Source organism: Saccharopolyspora sp. MMCC62, from assembly GCF_057736575.1.
This window is the reverse complement of the sequence record NZ_JBYKCM010000008.1, coordinates 17,076-33,510: the sequence shown is the minus strand read 5'-3', so window position 1 is coordinate 33,510 and position 16,435 is coordinate 17,076. Positions and strand designations below refer to the sequence as shown.

The 16,435-nt window shown below is 71.0% G+C and carries 19 protein-coding genes; 10 read left to right on the top strand and 9 right to left on the bottom strand.

Going from position 1 to position 16,435, the window contains the following annotated elements:
• Positions 1 to 265: 265 nt before the first annotated feature.
• Positions 266 to 544 (bottom strand): hypothetical protein, encoded by a 279-nt coding sequence (locus AC29IT_RS19070; RefSeq protein WP_488219655.1) that lies wholly within the window; start codon positions 542 to 544, stop codon positions 266 to 268.
• Between the two features lie 141 nt (positions 545 to 685).
• On the opposite strand from AC29IT_RS19070, the gene AC29IT_RS19065 reads away from it, so the two are divergent.
• Positions 686 to 1,537, top strand: a complete 852-nt coding sequence (locus AC29IT_RS19065; protein WP_488219654.1) for a helix-turn-helix domain-containing protein — start codon at positions 686 to 688, stop codon at positions 1,535 to 1,537.
• Positions 1,534 to 1,731 carry a DUF397 domain-containing protein gene (locus tag AC29IT_RS19060; RefSeq protein ID WP_488219653.1) on the top strand — a complete coding sequence of 66 codons (198 nt, stop codon included), beginning with the start codon at positions 1,534 to 1,536 and terminating at the stop codon, positions 1,729 to 1,731. The genes AC29IT_RS19065 and AC29IT_RS19060 overlap by 4 nt, the downstream gene beginning before the upstream one ends.
• A 40-nt stretch (positions 1,732 to 1,771) precedes the next feature.
• Here AC29IT_RS19060 and AC29IT_RS19055 read toward each other — a convergent pair whose 3' ends face one another.
• Complete coding sequence (locus AC29IT_RS19055) at positions 1,772 to 2,110, bottom strand: hypothetical protein (protein WP_488219652.1); 339 nt, start codon at positions 2,108 to 2,110, stop codon at positions 1,772 to 1,774.
• Positions 2,111 to 2,168: 58 nt separating this feature from the next.
• A complete protein-coding gene (locus AC29IT_RS19050; protein ID WP_358437847.1) occupies positions 2,169 to 2,483 on the bottom strand; it encodes an ArsR/SmtB family transcription factor in 315 nt (104 codons plus the stop codon).
• A 98-nt stretch (positions 2,484 to 2,581) separates the two neighbouring features.
• On the opposite strand from AC29IT_RS19050, the gene AC29IT_RS19045 reads away from it, so the two are divergent.
• Both AC29IT_RS19045 and AC29IT_RS19040 read left to right on the top strand, forming a co-directional pair.
• The gene (locus AC29IT_RS19045) at positions 2,582 to 2,866 is read left to right on the top strand and encodes a muconolactone Delta-isomerase family protein (RefSeq protein ID WP_358437849.1); all 285 of its coding nucleotides are present in this window, start codon (positions 2,582 to 2,584) and stop codon (positions 2,864 to 2,866) included.
• Between the two features lie 261 nt (positions 2,867 to 3,127).
• Complete coding sequence (locus AC29IT_RS19040) at positions 3,128 to 4,213, top strand: methyltransferase domain-containing protein (protein WP_358437851.1); 1,086 nt, start codon at positions 3,128 to 3,130, stop codon at positions 4,211 to 4,213.
• A 178-nt stretch (positions 4,214 to 4,391) separates the two neighbouring features.
• On the opposite strand, the gene AC29IT_RS19035 is transcribed toward AC29IT_RS19040, so the two are convergent.
• The 5 genes from AC29IT_RS19035 to AC29IT_RS19015 all read right to left on the bottom strand — a co-directional run bounded on the left by AC29IT_RS19035 (position 4,392) and on the right by AC29IT_RS19015 (position 10,960).
• Positions 4,392 to 5,657 carry a dihydrolipoamide acetyltransferase family protein gene (locus tag AC29IT_RS19035; RefSeq protein WP_358437853.1) on the bottom strand — a complete coding sequence of 422 codons (1,266 nt, stop codon included), beginning with the start codon at positions 5,655 to 5,657 and terminating at the stop codon, positions 4,392 to 4,394.
• Between the two features lie 92 nt (positions 5,658 to 5,749).
• Entirely contained in the window at positions 5,750 to 6,745 is a 996-nt protein-coding gene (locus AC29IT_RS19030) for an alpha-ketoacid dehydrogenase subunit beta (protein WP_358437856.1), read from the bottom strand.
• Positions 6,746 to 6,840: 95 nt separating this feature from the next.
• The gene (gene pdhA / locus AC29IT_RS19025; RefSeq protein WP_358437859.1) at positions 6,841 to 7,938 is read right to left on the bottom strand and encodes a pyruvate dehydrogenase (acetyl-transferring) E1 component subunit alpha; all 1,098 of its coding nucleotides are present in this window, start codon (positions 7,936 to 7,938) and stop codon (positions 6,841 to 6,843) included.
• A 38-nt stretch (positions 7,939 to 7,976) separates the two neighbouring features.
• Positions 7,977 to 9,443 (bottom strand): dihydrolipoyl dehydrogenase, encoded by a 1,467-nt coding sequence (lpdA, locus tag AC29IT_RS19020; RefSeq protein WP_488219651.1) that lies wholly within the window; start codon positions 9,441 to 9,443, stop codon positions 7,977 to 7,979.
• A gap of 296 nt (positions 9,444 to 9,739) precedes the next feature.
• Complete coding sequence (locus AC29IT_RS19015) at positions 9,740 to 10,960, bottom strand: PucR family transcriptional regulator (protein ID WP_488219650.1); 1,221 nt, start codon at positions 10,958 to 10,960, stop codon at positions 9,740 to 9,742.
• A gap of 155 nt (positions 10,961 to 11,115) precedes the next feature.
• Here AC29IT_RS19015 and AC29IT_RS19010 point away from each other — a divergent pair, with 155 nt between their 5' ends.
• Entirely contained in the window at positions 11,116 to 11,793 is a 678-nt protein-coding gene (locus tag AC29IT_RS19010; protein WP_358437867.1) for a GntR family transcriptional regulator, read from the top strand.
• Between the two features lie 301 nt (positions 11,794 to 12,094).
• Positions 12,095 to 12,232, top strand: a complete 138-nt coding sequence (locus tag AC29IT_RS19005; RefSeq protein WP_358437869.1) for a hypothetical protein — start codon at positions 12,095 to 12,097, stop codon at positions 12,230 to 12,232.
• Positions 12,233 to 12,273: 41 nt separating this feature from the next.
• Here AC29IT_RS19005 and ligD read toward each other — a convergent pair whose 3' ends face one another.
• On the bottom strand, positions 12,274 to 13,230 hold the full coding sequence (ligD, locus tag AC29IT_RS19000; RefSeq protein ID WP_488219839.1) for a non-homologous end-joining DNA ligase: 957 nt from the start codon (positions 13,228 to 13,230) through the stop codon (positions 12,274 to 12,276).
• Positions 13,231 to 13,411: 181 nt separating this feature from the next.
• Here ligD and AC29IT_RS18995 point away from each other — a divergent pair, with 181 nt between their 5' ends.
• From AC29IT_RS18995 to AC29IT_RS18980, 4 genes are all read left to right on the top strand, one after another.
• On the top strand, positions 13,412 to 14,173 hold the full coding sequence (locus AC29IT_RS18995; protein WP_358437871.1) for a DsbA family protein: 762 nt from the start codon (positions 13,412 to 13,414) through the stop codon (positions 14,171 to 14,173).
• Positions 14,170 to 14,796 (top strand): vitamin K epoxide reductase family protein, encoded by a 627-nt coding sequence (locus tag AC29IT_RS18990; RefSeq protein WP_488219649.1) that lies wholly within the window; start codon positions 14,170 to 14,172, stop codon positions 14,794 to 14,796. Before AC29IT_RS18995 ends, AC29IT_RS18990 begins: the two co-directional genes overlap by 4 nt.
• A gap of 250 nt (positions 14,797 to 15,046) precedes the next feature.
• Entirely contained in the window at positions 15,047 to 15,505 is a 459-nt protein-coding gene (locus tag AC29IT_RS18985) for an ATP-binding protein (protein WP_358437876.1), read from the top strand.
• Positions 15,502 to 16,320 carry a SigB/SigF/SigG family RNA polymerase sigma factor gene (locus AC29IT_RS18980; RefSeq protein WP_358437879.1) on the top strand — a complete coding sequence of 273 codons (819 nt, stop codon included), beginning with the start codon at positions 15,502 to 15,504 and terminating at the stop codon, positions 16,318 to 16,320. The genes AC29IT_RS18985 and AC29IT_RS18980 overlap by 4 nt, the downstream gene beginning before the upstream one ends.
• The last annotated feature ends 115 nt before the right edge of the window (positions 16,321 to 16,435 follow it).

Below are 16,435 nucleotides of genomic sequence, written 5' to 3'. Positions count from 1 at the left end.
ATAGCAGGTCAGAACGGGACCAACGCCCCTTCCCCGCACGCCTTCCCCCGCGGTTCGCCAGGCTGTCGCGGGGGAAGGCGCGGCCGGGCGGCTCAGGGCACGGCACCGCCCGGGAACATCCGCGCCCACCTGGGGGAGGTCGTGGACGCGGATGCGGGTGCCCCGCCGGGCGCTCGCGGTCGGGGAAGCGGGAGCGGCCCGGCGGGACTCGGTCCACCGCCTCGCGGCGGACGCGGCGGCGAACCGGGCCTTCGGCCGAGCGGGGCTACCCCGCTTCGAGCACGACCGGCGGGTCGGCGCCGATCGTCACCTGGGACCGGGCCGCGAGCACCCGGGTGCAGGCCATGCACGGCATCCCGAGCAGGTCGGAGATCCGCTCGGCGTCCGCGGCGGGCAACCGCACCCCGCAGAGCGCCGACCAGTCACCCTCCACTGTGGACATCGCGATGTGCACGACACGCCGCGCCTCCCCCGCCGCTCCGGCCCGGTACCGGACCCGCGCCGGGAACGAGGTGGCGGAACCGATCGATCGCTGCTGATCCAACTTCGAACCCCCTTGATCCCCGCCACGACGCGGAGGTGGCGAACAGTCATCTTGGTGCATGCACCAACTATCAATGCACATCATAATCCGCGCAAGATCCACTTTCGGGTGATCAGATCAAGCCCCGCGTGACCACCTACGATGTGCCGCATGGCGAGCAGTGCGGACACACCACGAGCGCGAGCACTCGGCGCCGAGCTTCGAGTGGCGCGGAACCGGAAAGGCATCAACACCCGAGAGCTCGCCGACCTGATCGGACGCAGCAACTCGCACGTGTCCCGATGGGAGACCGGAAAGCTCACGCCGTCCGAGACCGACACCGCGACGGTGCTCGCCGTCCTCGGAGTCCACGGCTCCGAACGGGAACGACTCCTGGAGCTCGCCCGCGACGCGGCCGATCCGAACTGGGTCGCACCCGGCACGGACAAGCAGCTCGCCATGCTGACGGAATACGAACGCACCGCGTCGGAGATCACCAACGTCGAGCCGCTGATGATCCCCGGCCTGTTGCAGACCTACGACTACGCGCGCCACATCCTCACCGCCTTCGGCGCGTCCCGCGGCGAAGCCGAGCAGAGCGCACAAATCCGCGTGGGCAGGCAGCACGTGCTCACCACGGGCAGGCCGGCGAAGAAGCTGGTCGCATTCGTCGGGGAGGCCGCACTCCGATTCCCGCCGTGCCCGAGCCGGACGATGTCCGACCAGCTCCACCAGCTGTCCCGCTCCGCCGAGTTGAAGAACGTGTCGTTGCACGTCCTACCGCTCGACCTCGCCCTGGCGCCGCTCCTCTGCGGATCGTGGCTGCTGATCGAATTCTCCGAGGCCAAGCCGGTGGTCCACCTGGAGCACTACGGGTCGTCGTCGACGCTGACCGACGGCAAGGCAGTGGCCCAGTACCGAAATGCCGTCCCCCTACTTCACGAACACGCCCTGACTCACGAAGAATCGGCGAAGTTCATCGAGAAGTTGCGGCAGGAGAGGGCGGACGCGTGAGCACCGGAAACAGCGGCCTGTGGCGGAAGTCGAGCTACAGCGGCGGGCAGACCAATTGCGTCGAGGTCGGCGGACTGGCCGGACGCGCTGGAATCCGCGATTCGAAGGACAGGGACGGCGCCACTTTGACCGCGTCCTCCGAGCAGTGGTCCACCTTCATCAGCGCGCTCAAGGACGGGCGCTTCGCGGGCTGAGGCACGAGCCCCGGCCGGGTCGACCGGCCGGGGCTACCGCTCAGTCGAGGTCGACGTGGACCTGGACCTTGCCGCTGTCGTCGCGGACGGCGTGGGCGCGGCCGGTGCGGCGGTCGCCGCCGATGTCGATGGTGAGCGGGCCGGGCTGCAGGAAGTTGCGCCACCAGCGCTTCTGGTCGGGCAGCTCGACGGCGATGGTGGCACCGGACTCGGTGCGGCGGACCGCGACGACGAGCGTGAACTCCCGGCCGGATTTGCGGCCCGCGTAGGACACGACCGCCATGCTCGTGCGGCCGGCCTCGGGCCACTTCCCGCACCGCAGGACCACCGGCGCGACGACCTTGTTGACCCACCGCCCGGCGACGGACACGACACCCACCTCGGCACCCCTCCTCGATTCACCTGCTCGAAGATCGAGCGTACGCGGATCGGGACGCTCAGGCCGATTCCTGCACCAGCGAGCGCAGCACGCCGTCGAGCGCGGTGTCGTGGCGCTGCAGCACGTCGGCGCGCAGCGACACGAAGCAGCGGGTGCCTTCGAACCGGCAGCGCACCAAGCCCGCCTCCCGCAGCACCTTCATGTGGTGGCTGAGCGTCGAGGGCCCGACCTCCACCGCGAAGTCCTCCCGCTGGTGCTCGGCGCGGTCGGCGAGCACCGCGACGATCCGCAGCCGCGCCTGGTCGCCGAGCGCGGCGAAGATCCGGTCGAGCCGGACGTCCCGCAGGTCCGGGTGGTCGGGGTTGCGCGCCATGCGTCCCAGCATAGTAGTTCGAAGTTCGTCGAACTTCGATGTATGGTGACGGCACCCGGCCGGGCACGCCGCCCGGCCACCAGCGCACAGGAGAACCCGTGGAATTCCTCGTCCAGGTCGACGTCGCCCGCGTCTTCGAACTGCCCGCCGCCGAACGCGAGGACGTGATCCGGCGCGAGCAGGAACGCGGCCGCGCACTGCTCGCCGACGGCGTGATCCGGCACTTCTGGACGGTGGTCGGCAAGCGGGCCAACGTCGGCGTCTGGGTCGCCGCGGACGCCGCGGAGCTGCACGGCATCCTGTCCGACCTGCCGATCTGGCCCTGGGCCGACATCGAGGTGACCCCGCTGATCACGCACCACCTCGCCGCCGAAGCCGAGTAGCACTCCCCCACCCGTCGATCAAGGAAGTTCACCGCACTCGATCTCGCTAGCCGGTTCACCCCGCAGCGCCTCCCACCTCGCCTGACGGCTCCGGCACCCTGGAATGCGACGCACCTCCGACGCAGGAAGGGCGAAGCGATGGGCCGACGGGACGCAGACCGGGACGGACAGGGCACGCCGCAACCGGACAAGTGGGAGACATGGGGAACGGACGACGACGGGAATAAGCACGAGGACACCGAGAGCAAGAAGTAGTCCACAGTGGACTCAAGGGCTCGGTTCCCCGCCCCGCGCGACGCGTTCGTCCCACCGGTCGTGTGGGACGACGACCCCGAATCGGACGGCTTCGTCCCGATCCACCGCGAACGGGAACCCGCGCGCTGGCACGCACTGGTCGACGCCGACGAACCGGTCGTGACGCAGGTCGAGGACGGCGAACCCGGCGGCGGCGCGCGGACGCCGACGAGCTCGTGCAGCAAGCCCTCGCTCGTCGCCGAGATGCTCGACGCGCTGGACCTGCGACCGGGCCTGCGCGTCCTGGAAATCGGCACCGGCACCGGGTGGAACGCCGCGCTGCTGCGCGACCGGGTGGGCCCGCACGGCCAGGTGACCTCGGTGGAGATCGACCCGGGACTCGCCGCCCGAGCCCGGGACGTGCTCGCCGCCACCGGCCGCGACGTGGACGTGATCACCGGCGACGGCGCGGCCGGGCACCCGCCCGGTGCGCCGTACGACCGGGTCATCGCCACGGCCTCGGTGCGCACCGTTCCGCGCGCCTGGATCGAGCAGACCCGCGTCGGCGGACTGGTGCTGCTGCCGTGGGGCACCGACTACGGCGAACACGCGCTCACCAGGCTGGAAGTGCGGCCGGACGGCTCGGCCACCGGGCGCTGCGGCACGCGGCTCTCGTTCATGCGGCTGCGGCAACAGCGCAGGCACCACCTCGAACCGGACGAGGACGAACTCCGCGCGGCGCGGCGCAGCAGCACCGCGCTGCGCGGTCCGGAGTTGTACGAGGTGGTCGAGTTCTCCCGCGCCGCCTTCACCATCGGGCTCCGGGTACCGCACTGCCACCTCACCGTCGAGGACCGCGACGAGCGGCACCGCGACGTGGAACTGCACGACCGCCGCACCGGATCCTGGGCGCGCGTCGGCATGATCCGCGACGAGCATCCGTGGCCGGTGCTGCAGCTCGGGCCGCGCGAGCTCTGGGACGAGGTCGAAGCCGCGCACGCCTGGTGGCGGGACGCCGGCCGTCCCACCCCCGATCGCTGCACGCTCACCGTCCACCCCGACGGCACCCACCGGATCAGCACCGGCCCGCACCACTGGCCCCTGCAACTCTGACCAGGTGAGTGGCCCACCCGACCGACCACACCAGGCCAATGGGCCACTCACCTAGAACTGTGACCAGGTGAGTGGCCCATTCGACCAACGAGACGGGGCTGGTGGGCCACTCACCTGGAACGAGCGACGGCCCGCTCACCCCGGAGCACGGGGCGGGCGGGCCGTCGGAGTTCGCGCGTCAGGCGATGATGCGCAGCGGGTCCTCCAGCAGCGCGGTGAACTGCTGCAGGAACGCGGCACCCACGGCACCGTCGATCGCGCGGTGGTCGGCGGACAGCGTCACCCGCAGGATCTTGCGGGCCACCACCTCGCCGTCGCGCAGCTGCAGCTCGTCCTTCGCCGCACCCACCGCGAGGATCGCCGCCTCCGGCGGGTTGATCACCGCGGAGAACTGCTCGATGCCGAACATGCCCAGGTTCGAGATGGTGAAGGTGCCACCGGACATCTCGTCCAGCTTCAGCTTGCCCTCGCGGGCGCGCCCGGCCTTCTCCCGGCCCTCGGTGGCGATCTCCGAGACGCTCTTGCGGTCCGCGTCCGGGATGACCGGCACGATCAGGCCGTCCTCGATGGCCACCGCGACGCCCAGGTTGATCCGCTTGTGCTTGATCAGCTTGTCGCCGCCGAAGGACACGTTCACCGACGGGTTCGCGCGCAGCGCCGTGGCGACCGCCTTCACCACCAGGTCGTTGATGCTGACCTTCGGGCCGCCCGCCGCCTGCAGCCGCTCGTTGAGCGTCGCGCGGAACGCGACCAGCTCGGTCACGTCGATCGCGCTGGTCAGGTAGAAGTGCGGGGCCTGCTGCTTGCTCTCGGTGAGCCGCTTCGCGGTGACCTTGCGGATGTTGCTCAGCGGCACCTCCTCCGCGTCCGCGGGCGTCGCCACCTGCTGGACCGGAGCCGGAGCCGCGGCGGGCGCGGCCGGAGCCGGCGCGGCCGCCGGGGCCGAGGAGGCGGCGGCCTCGATGTCGGACCGGATGATCCGGCCACCGGGACCGGAACCCCGCACCGCGGCGAGATCCACCCCGAGGTCCTTCGCGACGGCCTTCGCCAGCGGCGACGCCTTCGGCTTGGAGCCCTCGGCGACCGAGCTGCCGTTCGTCGGCGCGGCGGGCTCGGCGGGTTCCTCCGCCGGAGCGGCGGCCGGAGCGGCCTCGGCCGGCTTCTCGGCGGCCGGAGCAGGAGCACCTGCCGACTCCGCCGCAGCACCCGAACCGTCGCCGACCACGGCGATCGGCGTGCCGATCGGAACCGTCTGCCCCTCCTCGACCAGCAGCTTCTCCAGCACGCCTGCGTCGAAGGCCTCCAGCTCCATGATGGCCTTGTCGGTCTCGATGTCCGCGACGACCTCGCCGCGCTCGATCGAATCGCCCACCTTCTTGCGCCAGGCGGCGATGACGCCTTCCTCCATGGTGTCGGACAGGCGGGGCATCTGGATCTCAGTCATCTGCACATTCCTCGGGAACTCTCAAGAATTCATGGTGAACCGGCTCGTCGTGGCTCCCGGGGTCCGACCCGAACGCACGACCCAGGTCGAGCTCAGCGGCGGCGGCCGACGGCGTCGAGAGTCTCGCGCACCGCCGTCGTGAGCGACTCGGCGGACGGCAGCGCGGCCCGCTCCAGCGGCTTCGCGTACGGCAGCGGCACCTCCGCGGCCGCGACGCGGCGCACCGGGGCGTCCAAGTAGTCGAACGCGCCGTCCGAGATGGAGGCGGCGATCTCCGCGCCGATCCCGTAGGTCAGCCAGTCGTCCTCGGCGACCACCGCGCACCCGGTCTTGCGCACCGAGTTCACGATCGTCTCCCGGTCCAGCGGGCGCAGGCTGCGCAGGTCCACGACCTCGGCGTTGATGCCGTCCTCGTCGTGCAGCTTCTCCGCGACCTGGGTCGCCACGCCCGCCATCCGCGAGTAGCCGATGATCGTGATGTCGCTGCCCTCGCGGGTCACCGCGGCCTTGCCGATCTCGGCGGGCTCCACGTGGTCCGGGACCTCGCCCTTGGTGTTGTAGAGCGCCAGGTTCTCCAGGAACAGCACCGGGTCGTCATCCCGGATCGAGGCCAGCAGCAGCGCCTTCGCGTCCGCGGGCGTGCTCGGCGCCACGACCTTCAGGCCCGGCACGAACGCGTAGTACAGCTCGATGTTCTGCGAGTGCGTCGCACCGAGCTGCTGGCCGCCGCCACCGGGCGTGCGCAGCACCATCGGCACGCTGGTCTGGCCGCCGAACATGCCGTAGATCTTCGCCGCGTGGTTGACGATCTGGTCCAGCGCCACCAGCGAGAAGTTGATCGTCATGAGCTCCACGACCGGGCGCAGCCCCAGCATCGCGGCGCCCACCGCGGCACCGACGAAGCCCTCCTCCGCGATCGGGGTGTCGCGCACCCGCTTCTCGCCGAACTCCTTCAGCAGCCCGGCGGTGATCTTGTAGGAGCCCTCGAAGACGCCGATCTCCTCACCGATGAGGAACACGTCGTCGTCGCGGTGCATCTCGTCGCGCAGGGTGTCGTGCAGCGCCTGGCGGTAGGTGATGACGGCCAAGAGTCGTTTCTCCAGAAGACATGCCACCGGCGGCACCCGGCGGGATCACCGCCGAGCGCCGCGCGGCGACTCGAAAGGAAGGGGTGCGGGTCGCCTCAGAACACCGGGTCGGCGGGCAGCCGGCGGGAGTCGTTGGCGACCGGGGTGGCGTAGGTGTAGTCGAACAGCGTCGAGACCTCGGGGTGCGGGCTGTCGTCGGCGAAGGCCACCGCCGCGTCCGCGTCGGCCTGCGCGAGCCGCTCGATCTCCTGCGCGCCGTCCTCGTCGAGCACACCGGCCTCGACCAGCCGCGCCCGGAAGTTCACCACCGGGTCGTGCTCGCGGGCCTCCTGCACCGACTCCTCGCTGCGGTACTTCGCCGGGTCCACCACCGAGTGGCCCTTGAGGCGGTGGCTGACCGCCTCCAGCAGCGCCGGGCCGCCCGACTCGCGGGCCCGCTCCACCAGGCGCGCCGCCGCGTCGCGGACCGCCAGCACGTCGTTGCCGTCCACCCGCTCGCCGTGCATCCGGTACGCCGAAGCGCGCTTGTACAGCTCCGACTCCGCGGAGGACTTCTCCACCGTGGTGCCCATGCCCAGGAAGTTGTTCACCACCACGAACACCACCGGCAGGTTCCACAGCGCCGCGATGTTCAGCGCCTCGTGGAACGCACCGATGTTGGTGGTGCCATCGCCCATCTGGCACATCACGACCTGGTCGCCACCGCGGTAGTCGATCGCCATCGCCGCGCCGGTCGCCAGCGGGATCTGGCCGCCGACGATGCCGTAGCCGCCGAGCAGCCCCGCCTCCACGTCGAACATGTGCATCGAGCCGCCCCAGCCCTTGGAGGTGCCGGTGGTGCGGCCGTACAGCTCGGCCATCACGCGGCCGGGCTCGATGCCCTTGGCCAGCGCGTAACCGTGCTCGCGGTAGTTCGTGAACAGCAGGTCCGTCTTGCGCAGCGCCGACATCAGGCCGACGACGGTGGCCTCCTCACCCAGGTTCAGGTGGCAGTAGCCACCGATCTTGGCCTGGGTGTAGCCCTGCGCAGCCCGCTCCTCGAAGCGGCGGATCAGCGTCATCTGCTGGAAGTAGCCGCGCAGCAGCTCGGCCGACTCGCCGGAGAACGCGCCGGACTTGGCCGACTTCGCCGTGCTGCGGCGGGTCGTCTTCGCGCGGGTGGCGGGCTTGGTGCGGGTCGCGGTCTCAGCCATCACGGAACCCTTTCGGTGCGAGGAGCGGAACGGGTGGATCAACGCTTCTTCGGCGGGGCGGTGTGCACCGGCAGGCCGAGGGCGGTCATCGCCGCCTCCATGCCGATCTCGCCGAGCGTCGGGTGCGCGTGGATCGTCTCGGCGAGCTCGTCGAGCGTCGCCTCCAAGGTGATCGCGAGCGCGCCTTCGGTGATCAGGTCGCTGGCGGACGGGCCGAACACGTGCACGCCGAGGACCTCGCCGTACTGCTCCCCCGCCACGATCTTCATGAAGCCCTCGGTGTCGCCGAAGGTCTGGGCGCGGCCCAGCGCGGCGAACGGGAACTTCGCGGCGACCACCTGGTGACCGGCCTCGGTGGCCTGCTTCTCGGTGAGCCCGACGCTGGCGATCTCCGGGTGGGTGAACGTCGCCGCCGGGATGACGTTGTAGTCGATCGAGGCGTGGTGGCCCGCGATGGTCTCGGCGGCCACGACGCCCTGGTGCGAGGCGACGTGCGCGAGCAGCGCCTTGCCGGTGACGTCGCCGATCGCGTAGACGTGCTCGACGTTGGTGCGCAGCTTGTCGTCGACCTGCACGAACCCGCGGCCGTCGACCTCGACGCCTGCGGCGGCCAGGTCCAGGGCGGCGGTGTTGGGCTTGCGGCCCACGCCGACCAGCACCACGTCCGCATCGACCTCGGAGACCTTCGCGCCGTCCACCGAGACCTTGAGGGCGGCGTCCTTCCCGCCCTCCTCGATCTTGGAGACGGTGGCGCCGGTGAGCACCTGCACGCCGCGCTTGGAGAAGGAGCGGCCGAGCGCCTTGCCGATCTCGGCGTCCTCGGCGGGCACCAGCGTCGGCTGCATCTCGATGATGGTGACCTCGCTGCCGAGGGCGTTGAACAGGCTCGCCCACTCGGCGCCGACCGCGCTGCCGCCGATGACGGCGAGCTTGCCGGGCACCTCGGTGAGGCCGAAGGCGCCGTCGGAGGTGATCACGCCGGGCAGTTCCGCGCCGGGCAGCGGCAGCTGGACCGGGACCGAACCGGTCGCGACGATGATGTCGCGCGCGCTGATCCGGTCGACGGGCTCGTCGCCCGCGGGCTCGGCGGCGTACCGCGGGCCGTTCGCCCCGAGCACCGACTCGCCGACCGCGTACACGTCGACGGTGGTGGGGCCGGTGAACTTGGCGTGGCCGTTGACGACGGTGACGCCGTTCGCCTTGAGCAGGCCGGCGACGCCGTCGGTGAGGCCCTTCACCACGCCGTCCTTGCGGCGGGTGATGGCGTCGTAGTCCAGGCCCACGTTCTCCGCGCGGATGCCGAAGTCGGCGGCGTGCAGCACCGTCTCGTAGACCTCGGCGGAACGCAGCATCGCCTTGGTCGGGATGCAGCCCCAGTTCAGGCAGACGCCACCGGGCCGTTCCTTCTCGACCACGGCCACGTTCAGACCGCGCTGCGCGGCCCGGATCGCGGCGACGTAACCGCCGGGGCCGCCGCCCACTACGAGGAGGTCGTATTCCTGCACTTCGATGTGCTCCTTCGAGCCGGACCAGCCCTGACGACACCGCGCCATCGGGCGGGTTCGCAGCCGGGTGAATATCGGGTGATTCTCACTCTGAGTGTCGTGAGCGCTGCCACTTCCGCGCTATGCGCGACCGCCCAGACTTCAACGACGGTCGCTGTGCACTTCGCACAATCCGAGCCTCGGCCAACACCTCTGGTGATCGAATCTCACGGTCGGTGAGATCCTAGCGCGCGACGACCTGGAAAACCCGCGCCCCTCGCGGATAGCGGAAAAACGCGAAAAATTCGTTCCGCGGGTCAGTCGCGCAGTCCGTCGCGCAGGTGTAGTGCCGACAGCGCCAGCGACAGCGACACGTACGCGGCGCGCCCCTGCAACGACCGCCCGATCAGGGTGCTGATCCGGTGCAGCCGGTTGAGCACCGTGTTGCGGTGGCAGTGCAGCCGCAGCGCCGCGTTCGCGGTCGAGCAGTTCTCCTCCAGCCACGCGGTCAGCGTCTCCAGCAACATGTCCCGCTCCTTCACCGGCAGCTCCAGCAACGGGCCCAGCTGCGAGTCCAGCAGGCGTCGTGCCAGTTCAGGGGACTGCACCAGCAGCGCCTCCGGGTAGTGCCGGTCCAGCGACACCAGCTGCGCCGCCCCGTGCGGGACGGTGCCCATCGCGGTCACCGCGAGCTGGTGGGCCAGCCCCACCTCGGCGAGCCCGCGCACCTCCGGCGAGGCCGCGACCCGGCCGCGCGCCAGCGGCCGCAGCACGTCCAACGCGCCCGCCGGGTCCCGCTGCTCCAGCGCCACCAGGCCCACCAGTGTGTCCGCGCGCACTTGCCACACCGATCGGATGTGCACCCCGCCCAACGCGTCGTGCTGGCCGCTGAGCGCGAAGCTGCCGTCGCCGCGCATCTCGGCGACCACCACCAGGTAGCGGCCGCCGGTCGGCAGGTCCAGCTCCTTCGCGGTCCGCTGCGCGAACGCGGAGTCCCGGGCCCGACCGCTGAGCAGGTCCTCCACCAGCGCGTGCCTGCGCTGGTCGTCGCGCCGCAGCCGCTCCAGCTCGGTGTTGCGGTACGAGGTGGACAGCGTGGAGGACAGTCCGTCGATCACCGTCCACATCGACGTCGCCGCCCCCAGCACCACGTCCGGGTCGGCGCGATCGGCGTGCGCCTGCTCGACGATCGCCTCCCACACGATGCGGCCGCCGAGCCGGAAGGTGCGCAGCATGACCTCCAGCGGCACGCCCTGCTCGGCGCGGCGGCGGCCGATCTCCGCGGCCACGTCGTCGCCGTCCGGGTCGCCCGCCGCGCCGCTGAGGATCTCCAGGACCCGTTGCAGGTAGCGGCGGCAGCCGTCGTAGAGGTCCTCACGGGGCACCGGACGGTAGTCGGTCCACTCCGGATTGTCGGTGAAGATCGCGCCCATCAACCGGCCGGCGAGCGCCTCGGCGTCCCCGAGCCGGGCCGCCGCCAGCGAATGCGTGATCGCGTGCCCCGGATCGGGCACCGGACGAGCGGGATCGGCGGCCACGTCCTGCGACGATACCCGCCGGACCACGAGCAGCGATCCGGTCGTACCGCCCGCCTGGTATCAAGTTCGCAGCAGCAACGCCGCGCGCGACCGGCGGCGCACACCCAGCACGATCGAGCAGGGACGATCGAAATCAGGCGACGATCGAGAGAGCGATGCCCGGAGCAGGACTGCCCCACCGACGACCCCGCGCCCAGCTCTCCGACGAGGTGGCCTCCCGGATCCGCGACCGGATAGTGACCGGCAGGCTGCGCAAGGGCGAACACCTGCACCTGGAGCGGCTCGCCGAGGAGATCGGCGTCAGCGTCACCCCCGTGCGCGAGGCGCTGCTGGCGTTGCGCGGCGAGGGCTTCGTCGAGCTGGAGCCGCGTCGCGGGTTCACCGTGCTCCCGCTGAACCGCAAGGACATCGAGGACACCAGCCGCGTGCAGGCCGCCATCGCGGGCGAGCTGGCGGCGCGCACCGCGGCGCTGATCAGCGTCGGCCAGCTCGCCGGCCTGGAGGAGGTGCAGGCCGAGCTGGAGCACGCCGGCCGGTTCGGCATCGGCGACGCCGCGGAGCTCGACCTGCGGTTCCACCACGCCATCTACGACATCGCCGATTCGGCGAAGCTCGCCTGGTTCGTGCAGCTGACGTCCCGCTACGTGCCGCGAAGACTCCTGGCGAGCACCTCGGAGCACGCGGAGACCACCGGCTCCGAGCACCGGGCGATCCTGCGCGCGCTGCACAACCGCGATCCGGAGGCGGCGCGGCTGGCGATGCACGACCACCTGGCGCACCACGGGCAGACCCTGGTCCGGCAGTTGGACCAGCAGGGCTTCTGGGACCAGTGACCGTCCCACCCGGGACCAACCAGAACGGCTCGGCGTCCCTCCGCGACCGCCGCCGCAGCACGGTCCCCCACGTGAGCGAGACGCACGCCACCAGGGAATATTTCGGCCACGTAACGTATTGTGGGAGTGCGGCGACAAGCTCTGTGGCAGTCGAGTTCGCGGCGACCTCACCCATCGAATCGGGACCACCCCAGCAGGTCTCGACCCGGTGGCGGGCGCTCCGGCGAACCGCGCGTCTCCCCGGACTCGGCGCCGACACCAGCAGCAGATCCACTCCTCCCAGAAAAGCGGGGCGCGAACCATGCAGATCAGCAGCCGCACCATCGTGTCGGTTGTCGGAACGGTGATGATGGTCCTGGCGACCGTCGGTCTCGCCGCGTGGTCGCAACCGCATCCCGCCGTGCAGCAGAACAACGCGGTGATCAGCGTCGCGCAGTGACCGGGCGCGCCCGCCCGCTCCCCCGTTCCGGGGGCGGGCGGTCAGTCCTCCCGCACCACGTCGCCCGCCGCCTTGTCGTTGCGCAGCCCCAGGAATCGCGGGTGCCGCAGCCGCCCGTCCGCCGTCCACTCGGTGAAGCCCACCTCCGCGACGAGCTCCGGTTCCGCCCACCTCGCCTCCCGCTCCGGGATCCGGTCGGCGAACGGTGATTCGCGGCGCGCCAGCGCGTCCAGCCTGCCGCGCAGTTCCCGCAGCGTCGCCTCGTCGTAGCCGGTGCCGACCTTGCCCGCGTACCGCAGCGCGCCCTCGTCGTAGTAGCCGACGAGCAGCGCGCCGAAGCCGGACCGGGCGCCCTTCGGCTCGGTGAACCCGCCGACGACGAACTCCTGCTGCGACAGGCACGGGAGCTTCAGCCAATCCCGGGTGCGGCCGCTGCGGTACGGGCGGTCCGCGCGCTTGGCGATCAAGCCCTCCCAGCCGCGGGCGCAGGCCTGCCGGTAGAACTCCTCGCCGTCACCGCGCCGGTGCTCGGTGAGCCGCAACGGCTCGGCGAACTCGAAGCACTCGGCCAGCAGCCGCTTGCGGATCCGCAGCGGCAGCCGCGTCACGTCCACGTCGCCGATCGCCAGCAGGTCGAACAGGTAGTAGTGCACCGCGACCCCGCTGCGCCGGGCCTCCCGCGGATCGGCCAGGTGCATCCGGTGCTGCAGCCGGGCGAAGCTGGTGCGGCCGCCGTCGAAGGCCACCACCTCACCGTCCACCACGAACCGGTCCGGTTGGGACTCCAGCGCCTCCACCAGCTCCGGGTAGGCCGAATCGACCCGGTTGTGGTTGCGCGACCACAGCGCCGGGGCGCCCCCGGCGCGGGCCGCGAGCACCCGCACCCCGTCGAGCTTGCGCTCGAACAACCAGTCCGGATCGGAGAACCGGGTGTCGCCGCGGGTCGCCAGCGCCGGAGGCAGCCACTCCCCCGTCCACCGCCGCAGCAGCGGGCGCATACCCGCATCGACCAGGTCGAGCACGTCGGACTCCGTCACCGATGCGGTATACCCGTAGAGGGCATGGCGGTCCCGTGACCACCCGCTCTCTCACACTTTCGTGTTGGTGGGGGAAACTGGATCTCTCTGCCGCAGGTGCGGGAACACCCGCGCGAGCCGACCGCCGAAGGTGCACGAAGCGATGCCGAAGACAACGAACCCGCTGCTGAAGAAGAGCGGCCCCTCCACCAACATGATCCTGAGCATCGTGGTCGTGGTGGCCGCGCTGCTCGTGGTGGGCGGGATCCTGCTCTACTCCGCGGGCCAGAAGGACGACGCGAGCCAGGGCGGCAACGGTGCGCCCGACCTCAGCACCGTCGTCGCGCACCCCGACAGCAACAAGCTCTCGGAGTCCCCGGACGGCAAGGTCACCGTCGCCGAATTCCTCGACTTCCAGTGCCCCGCCTGCTGGCAGTACTACACGGGCGTCACGAAGCAGATCGAGCAGGAGTTCGCCGGCCGCATCACCTTCGTGAACCGGAACTTCCCGATCGCCAAGGCCCACCCGCTGGCGGAATCCGCCGCGAAGGCCGCCGAAGCGGCGGGCGTGCAGGGCAAGTACAAGGAGATGTACCACGCCCTCTACGACGACTACTCCGCCTGGGCCGTCGCCCCCGACGGGCAGAACGTCAGCGACGACGAGGCCCGCGCCGAGAAGGTCTTCGACCAGCACGCCCAGCAGCTCGGGCTGGACATGGCGAAGTTCAAGTCCGACGAGGAATCCCAGCAGGTCGCCGACCGGATCAAGAAGGACCAGGCCGACGCCAAGACCGCCGGGGTCGAGGGCACGCCGAGCTTCTTCATCAACGGCCAGAAGTGGGAGCCGACCACCGGCGACAAGACCACCTACGCCGACGTCGTCAACCAGCTGCGGGACAAGCTGAACCAGGAGCTGGCGAAGTGACCGCCACCGAGCAGGCCCGCACCGCCGAACCCGCACCCGCGGGGCAGGCGCCCGCGCGCGGGCTCGGCTGGCTGTACGTGATCGGCGGTGCGATCGGCCTCGTCAGCGCCTTCGCGCTGACCATCGAGAAGATCAACAAGCTGGGCGACCCGAACTACGTCCCGTCTTGCAGCCTGAACCCGATCATCTCCTGCGGCTCGGTGATGGACAGCGCGCAAGCCGCGCTGTTCGGGTTCCCCAACCCGCTGATCGGGGTCGCCGCGTTCCCGGCGTTGATGGCCGCAGGCGCGGCGCTGCTGGCCGGGCTGGCCGCACCGCGCTGGTTCTGGCTCGGCCTCCAGCTGGGCAGCGCGCTCGGTGTCGTGTTCGTGCACTGGCTGATCGTGCAGAGCCTGTACGAGATCGGCGCGCTGTGCCCGTACTGCATGGTCGTGTGGGCCGTCACCATCCCGATCTTCTGGTACACCACGCTGCACGTGCTGCGCTCCGGTCACCTCGGCGGTGGGCGAGCGGTGGGCGCGGCGCTGGCCAAGTTCCACAGCTTCGTGCTGGTGGTGTGGTATCTGGTGATCGTGGTACTCGTGCTGCAGGCGTTCTGGGACTACTGGACCAGCCTGGTCTAGCCGCCCTGGCACCCGGTGCGGCGGCGGGCTGGAACACCCGTTTGCCCGGCCACCGCACCGGGTACCAGGTGACGGTGAGTAGTGGTAATCGCGAGCACCCGGCCGGGCGGTCGGCGGCACCGGCCGCACCCGAACGAGGGGGCGTGTGATGCGATCAGAACCCGGTGCGCGAACGGGAACCGGAGTCCGGCGGGCAGTGCCGGAACCCGGACCCGGAACGAGATCCCCCAGCGCAAAGCGAGGTGTATCAGTGTCAGCACCACAGCCCGCCCGCGGCGAGCGGACCGCTCCCCCGCCGCGATCCGGCTCCGCCCCCGCCGAATCCGTCGTCGAAGTGCGAGTGGCCGCCGACGCCTCCCAGCTGTCGGTCCTGCGGGCGGTGACCGGGGACCTGGCGATGCGCGCCGACTTCGACGTCGACTCGATCGCCGACCTGCGGCTGGCCGTGGACGAGGCGTGCTCCTCGCTGATCCGCCTCGCCGCGGACGGCAGGCAATTGGTGTGCCGCTTCGAGACCGACGAGGTGGGGCTGCACGTCTCCGCCGCGGTCGGCAGCGACCGCGGGCAGGGCGCCCGCGAGGACACCTTCAGCTGGCGCGTGCTCAGCGCGCTGACCGACAGTGTGTCAACCTCGGTGGAATCCGACGCGGACTCCGGCACCGGCCACTTGGTCCGCATCGACCTGACCAAGGGACGGACCCACGAGTGAAGCAGGCGGATTCCGATCACGCCTCCCACTCGCGACATCAACGCTACGACGAACTGGCGCCCCTGTTCGCCGAACTCGCGGGTGTGGGGAAGGACGACCCTCGCCGGGAGCGGCTGCGGGACCGGCTGGTCACCGAGCACCTGCCGGTGGCCGAGCACATCGCCCGCCGCTTCAGCCACCGCGGCGAAGCGCAGGAGGACCTCACCCAGGTCGCCACCCTCGGGCTGATCAACGCCGTGGACCGGTTCGACCCGGAGCGCGGCGTCGACTTCCTGTCCTTCGCGGTGCCGACGATCATGGGCGAGGTGCGCAGGCACTTCCGCGACACCGGCTGGGCGGTGCGGATGCCGCGCAGGCTCCAGGAACTGCACCTGTCGGTGTCCTCCGCCATCGCGCGCCAGTCCCAGGAACTCGGTCGGGCGCCCACGCCCAGCGAGCTCGCCGAGCACCTCGGCATCAGCCGGGACGACGTGTTCCGCGGGCTGGAGGCGGGCAACGCCTACCGCAGCGCCTCGTTGGACGAACTGCTCACCGCCACGGACGAGATCCCGCTCGGCGCGGCCATCGGGTCCGACGACGCCGAACTGGCCGAAGTGGAGAACCGGGAGACCATCCGGCCGCTGCTGGCCGAACTCGACGAGCGGGAGCGGCGCATCCTGGTGATGCGGTTCTTCCGGTCCATGACCCAGACGCAGATCGCCGAGCAGATCGGCATCTCGCAGATGCACGTGTCCCGGCTGCTCGCGCGCACCCTCGGCTGGTTGCGCGAACGGCTGGAGAACGCCGAAACCCCCGCCGAGTCCACGACGGACTGACGGGGGTCGGCTTTTCCCGGTGGGAAGACCGCCCGGGGCACGGTCGGGGGTGACTCCGAACCTCGGGCGGCCGGTCTCGATGTCCCGGCGAGCCGGGCCGCGGTCACGCGGCCCG

Coding starts and splice junctions, on each gene's coding strand:
- AC29IT_RS19065 (WP_488219654.1), top strand. CDS start 686: ATGTGCCGCATGGCGAGCAGTGCGGACACACCACGAGCGCGAGCACTC.
- AC29IT_RS19050 (WP_358437847.1), bottom strand. CDS start 2,483: ATGGCGCGCAACCCCGACCACCCGGACCTGCGGGACGTCCGGCTCGAC.
- AC29IT_RS19035 (WP_358437853.1), bottom strand. CDS start 5,657: ATGACTGAGATCCAGATGCCCCGCCTGTCCGACACCATGGAGGAAGGC.
- pdhA (WP_358437859.1), bottom strand. CDS start 7,938: ATGGCTGAGACCGCGACCCGCACCAAGCCCGCCACCCGCGCGAAGACG.
- AC29IT_RS19010 (WP_358437867.1), top strand. CDS start 11,116: ATGCCCGGAGCAGGACTGCCCCACCGACGACCCCGCGCCCAGCTCTCC.
- AC29IT_RS19005 (WP_358437869.1), top strand. CDS start 12,095: ATGCAGATCAGCAGCCGCACCATCGTGTCGGTTGTCGGAACGGTGATG.
- ligD (WP_488219839.1), bottom strand. CDS start 13,230: ATGCGCCCGCTGCTGCGGCGGTGGACGGGGGAGTGGCTGCCTCCGGCG.
- AC29IT_RS18995 (WP_358437871.1), top strand. CDS start 13,412: ATGCCGAAGACAACGAACCCGCTGCTGAAGAAGAGCGGCCCCTCCACC.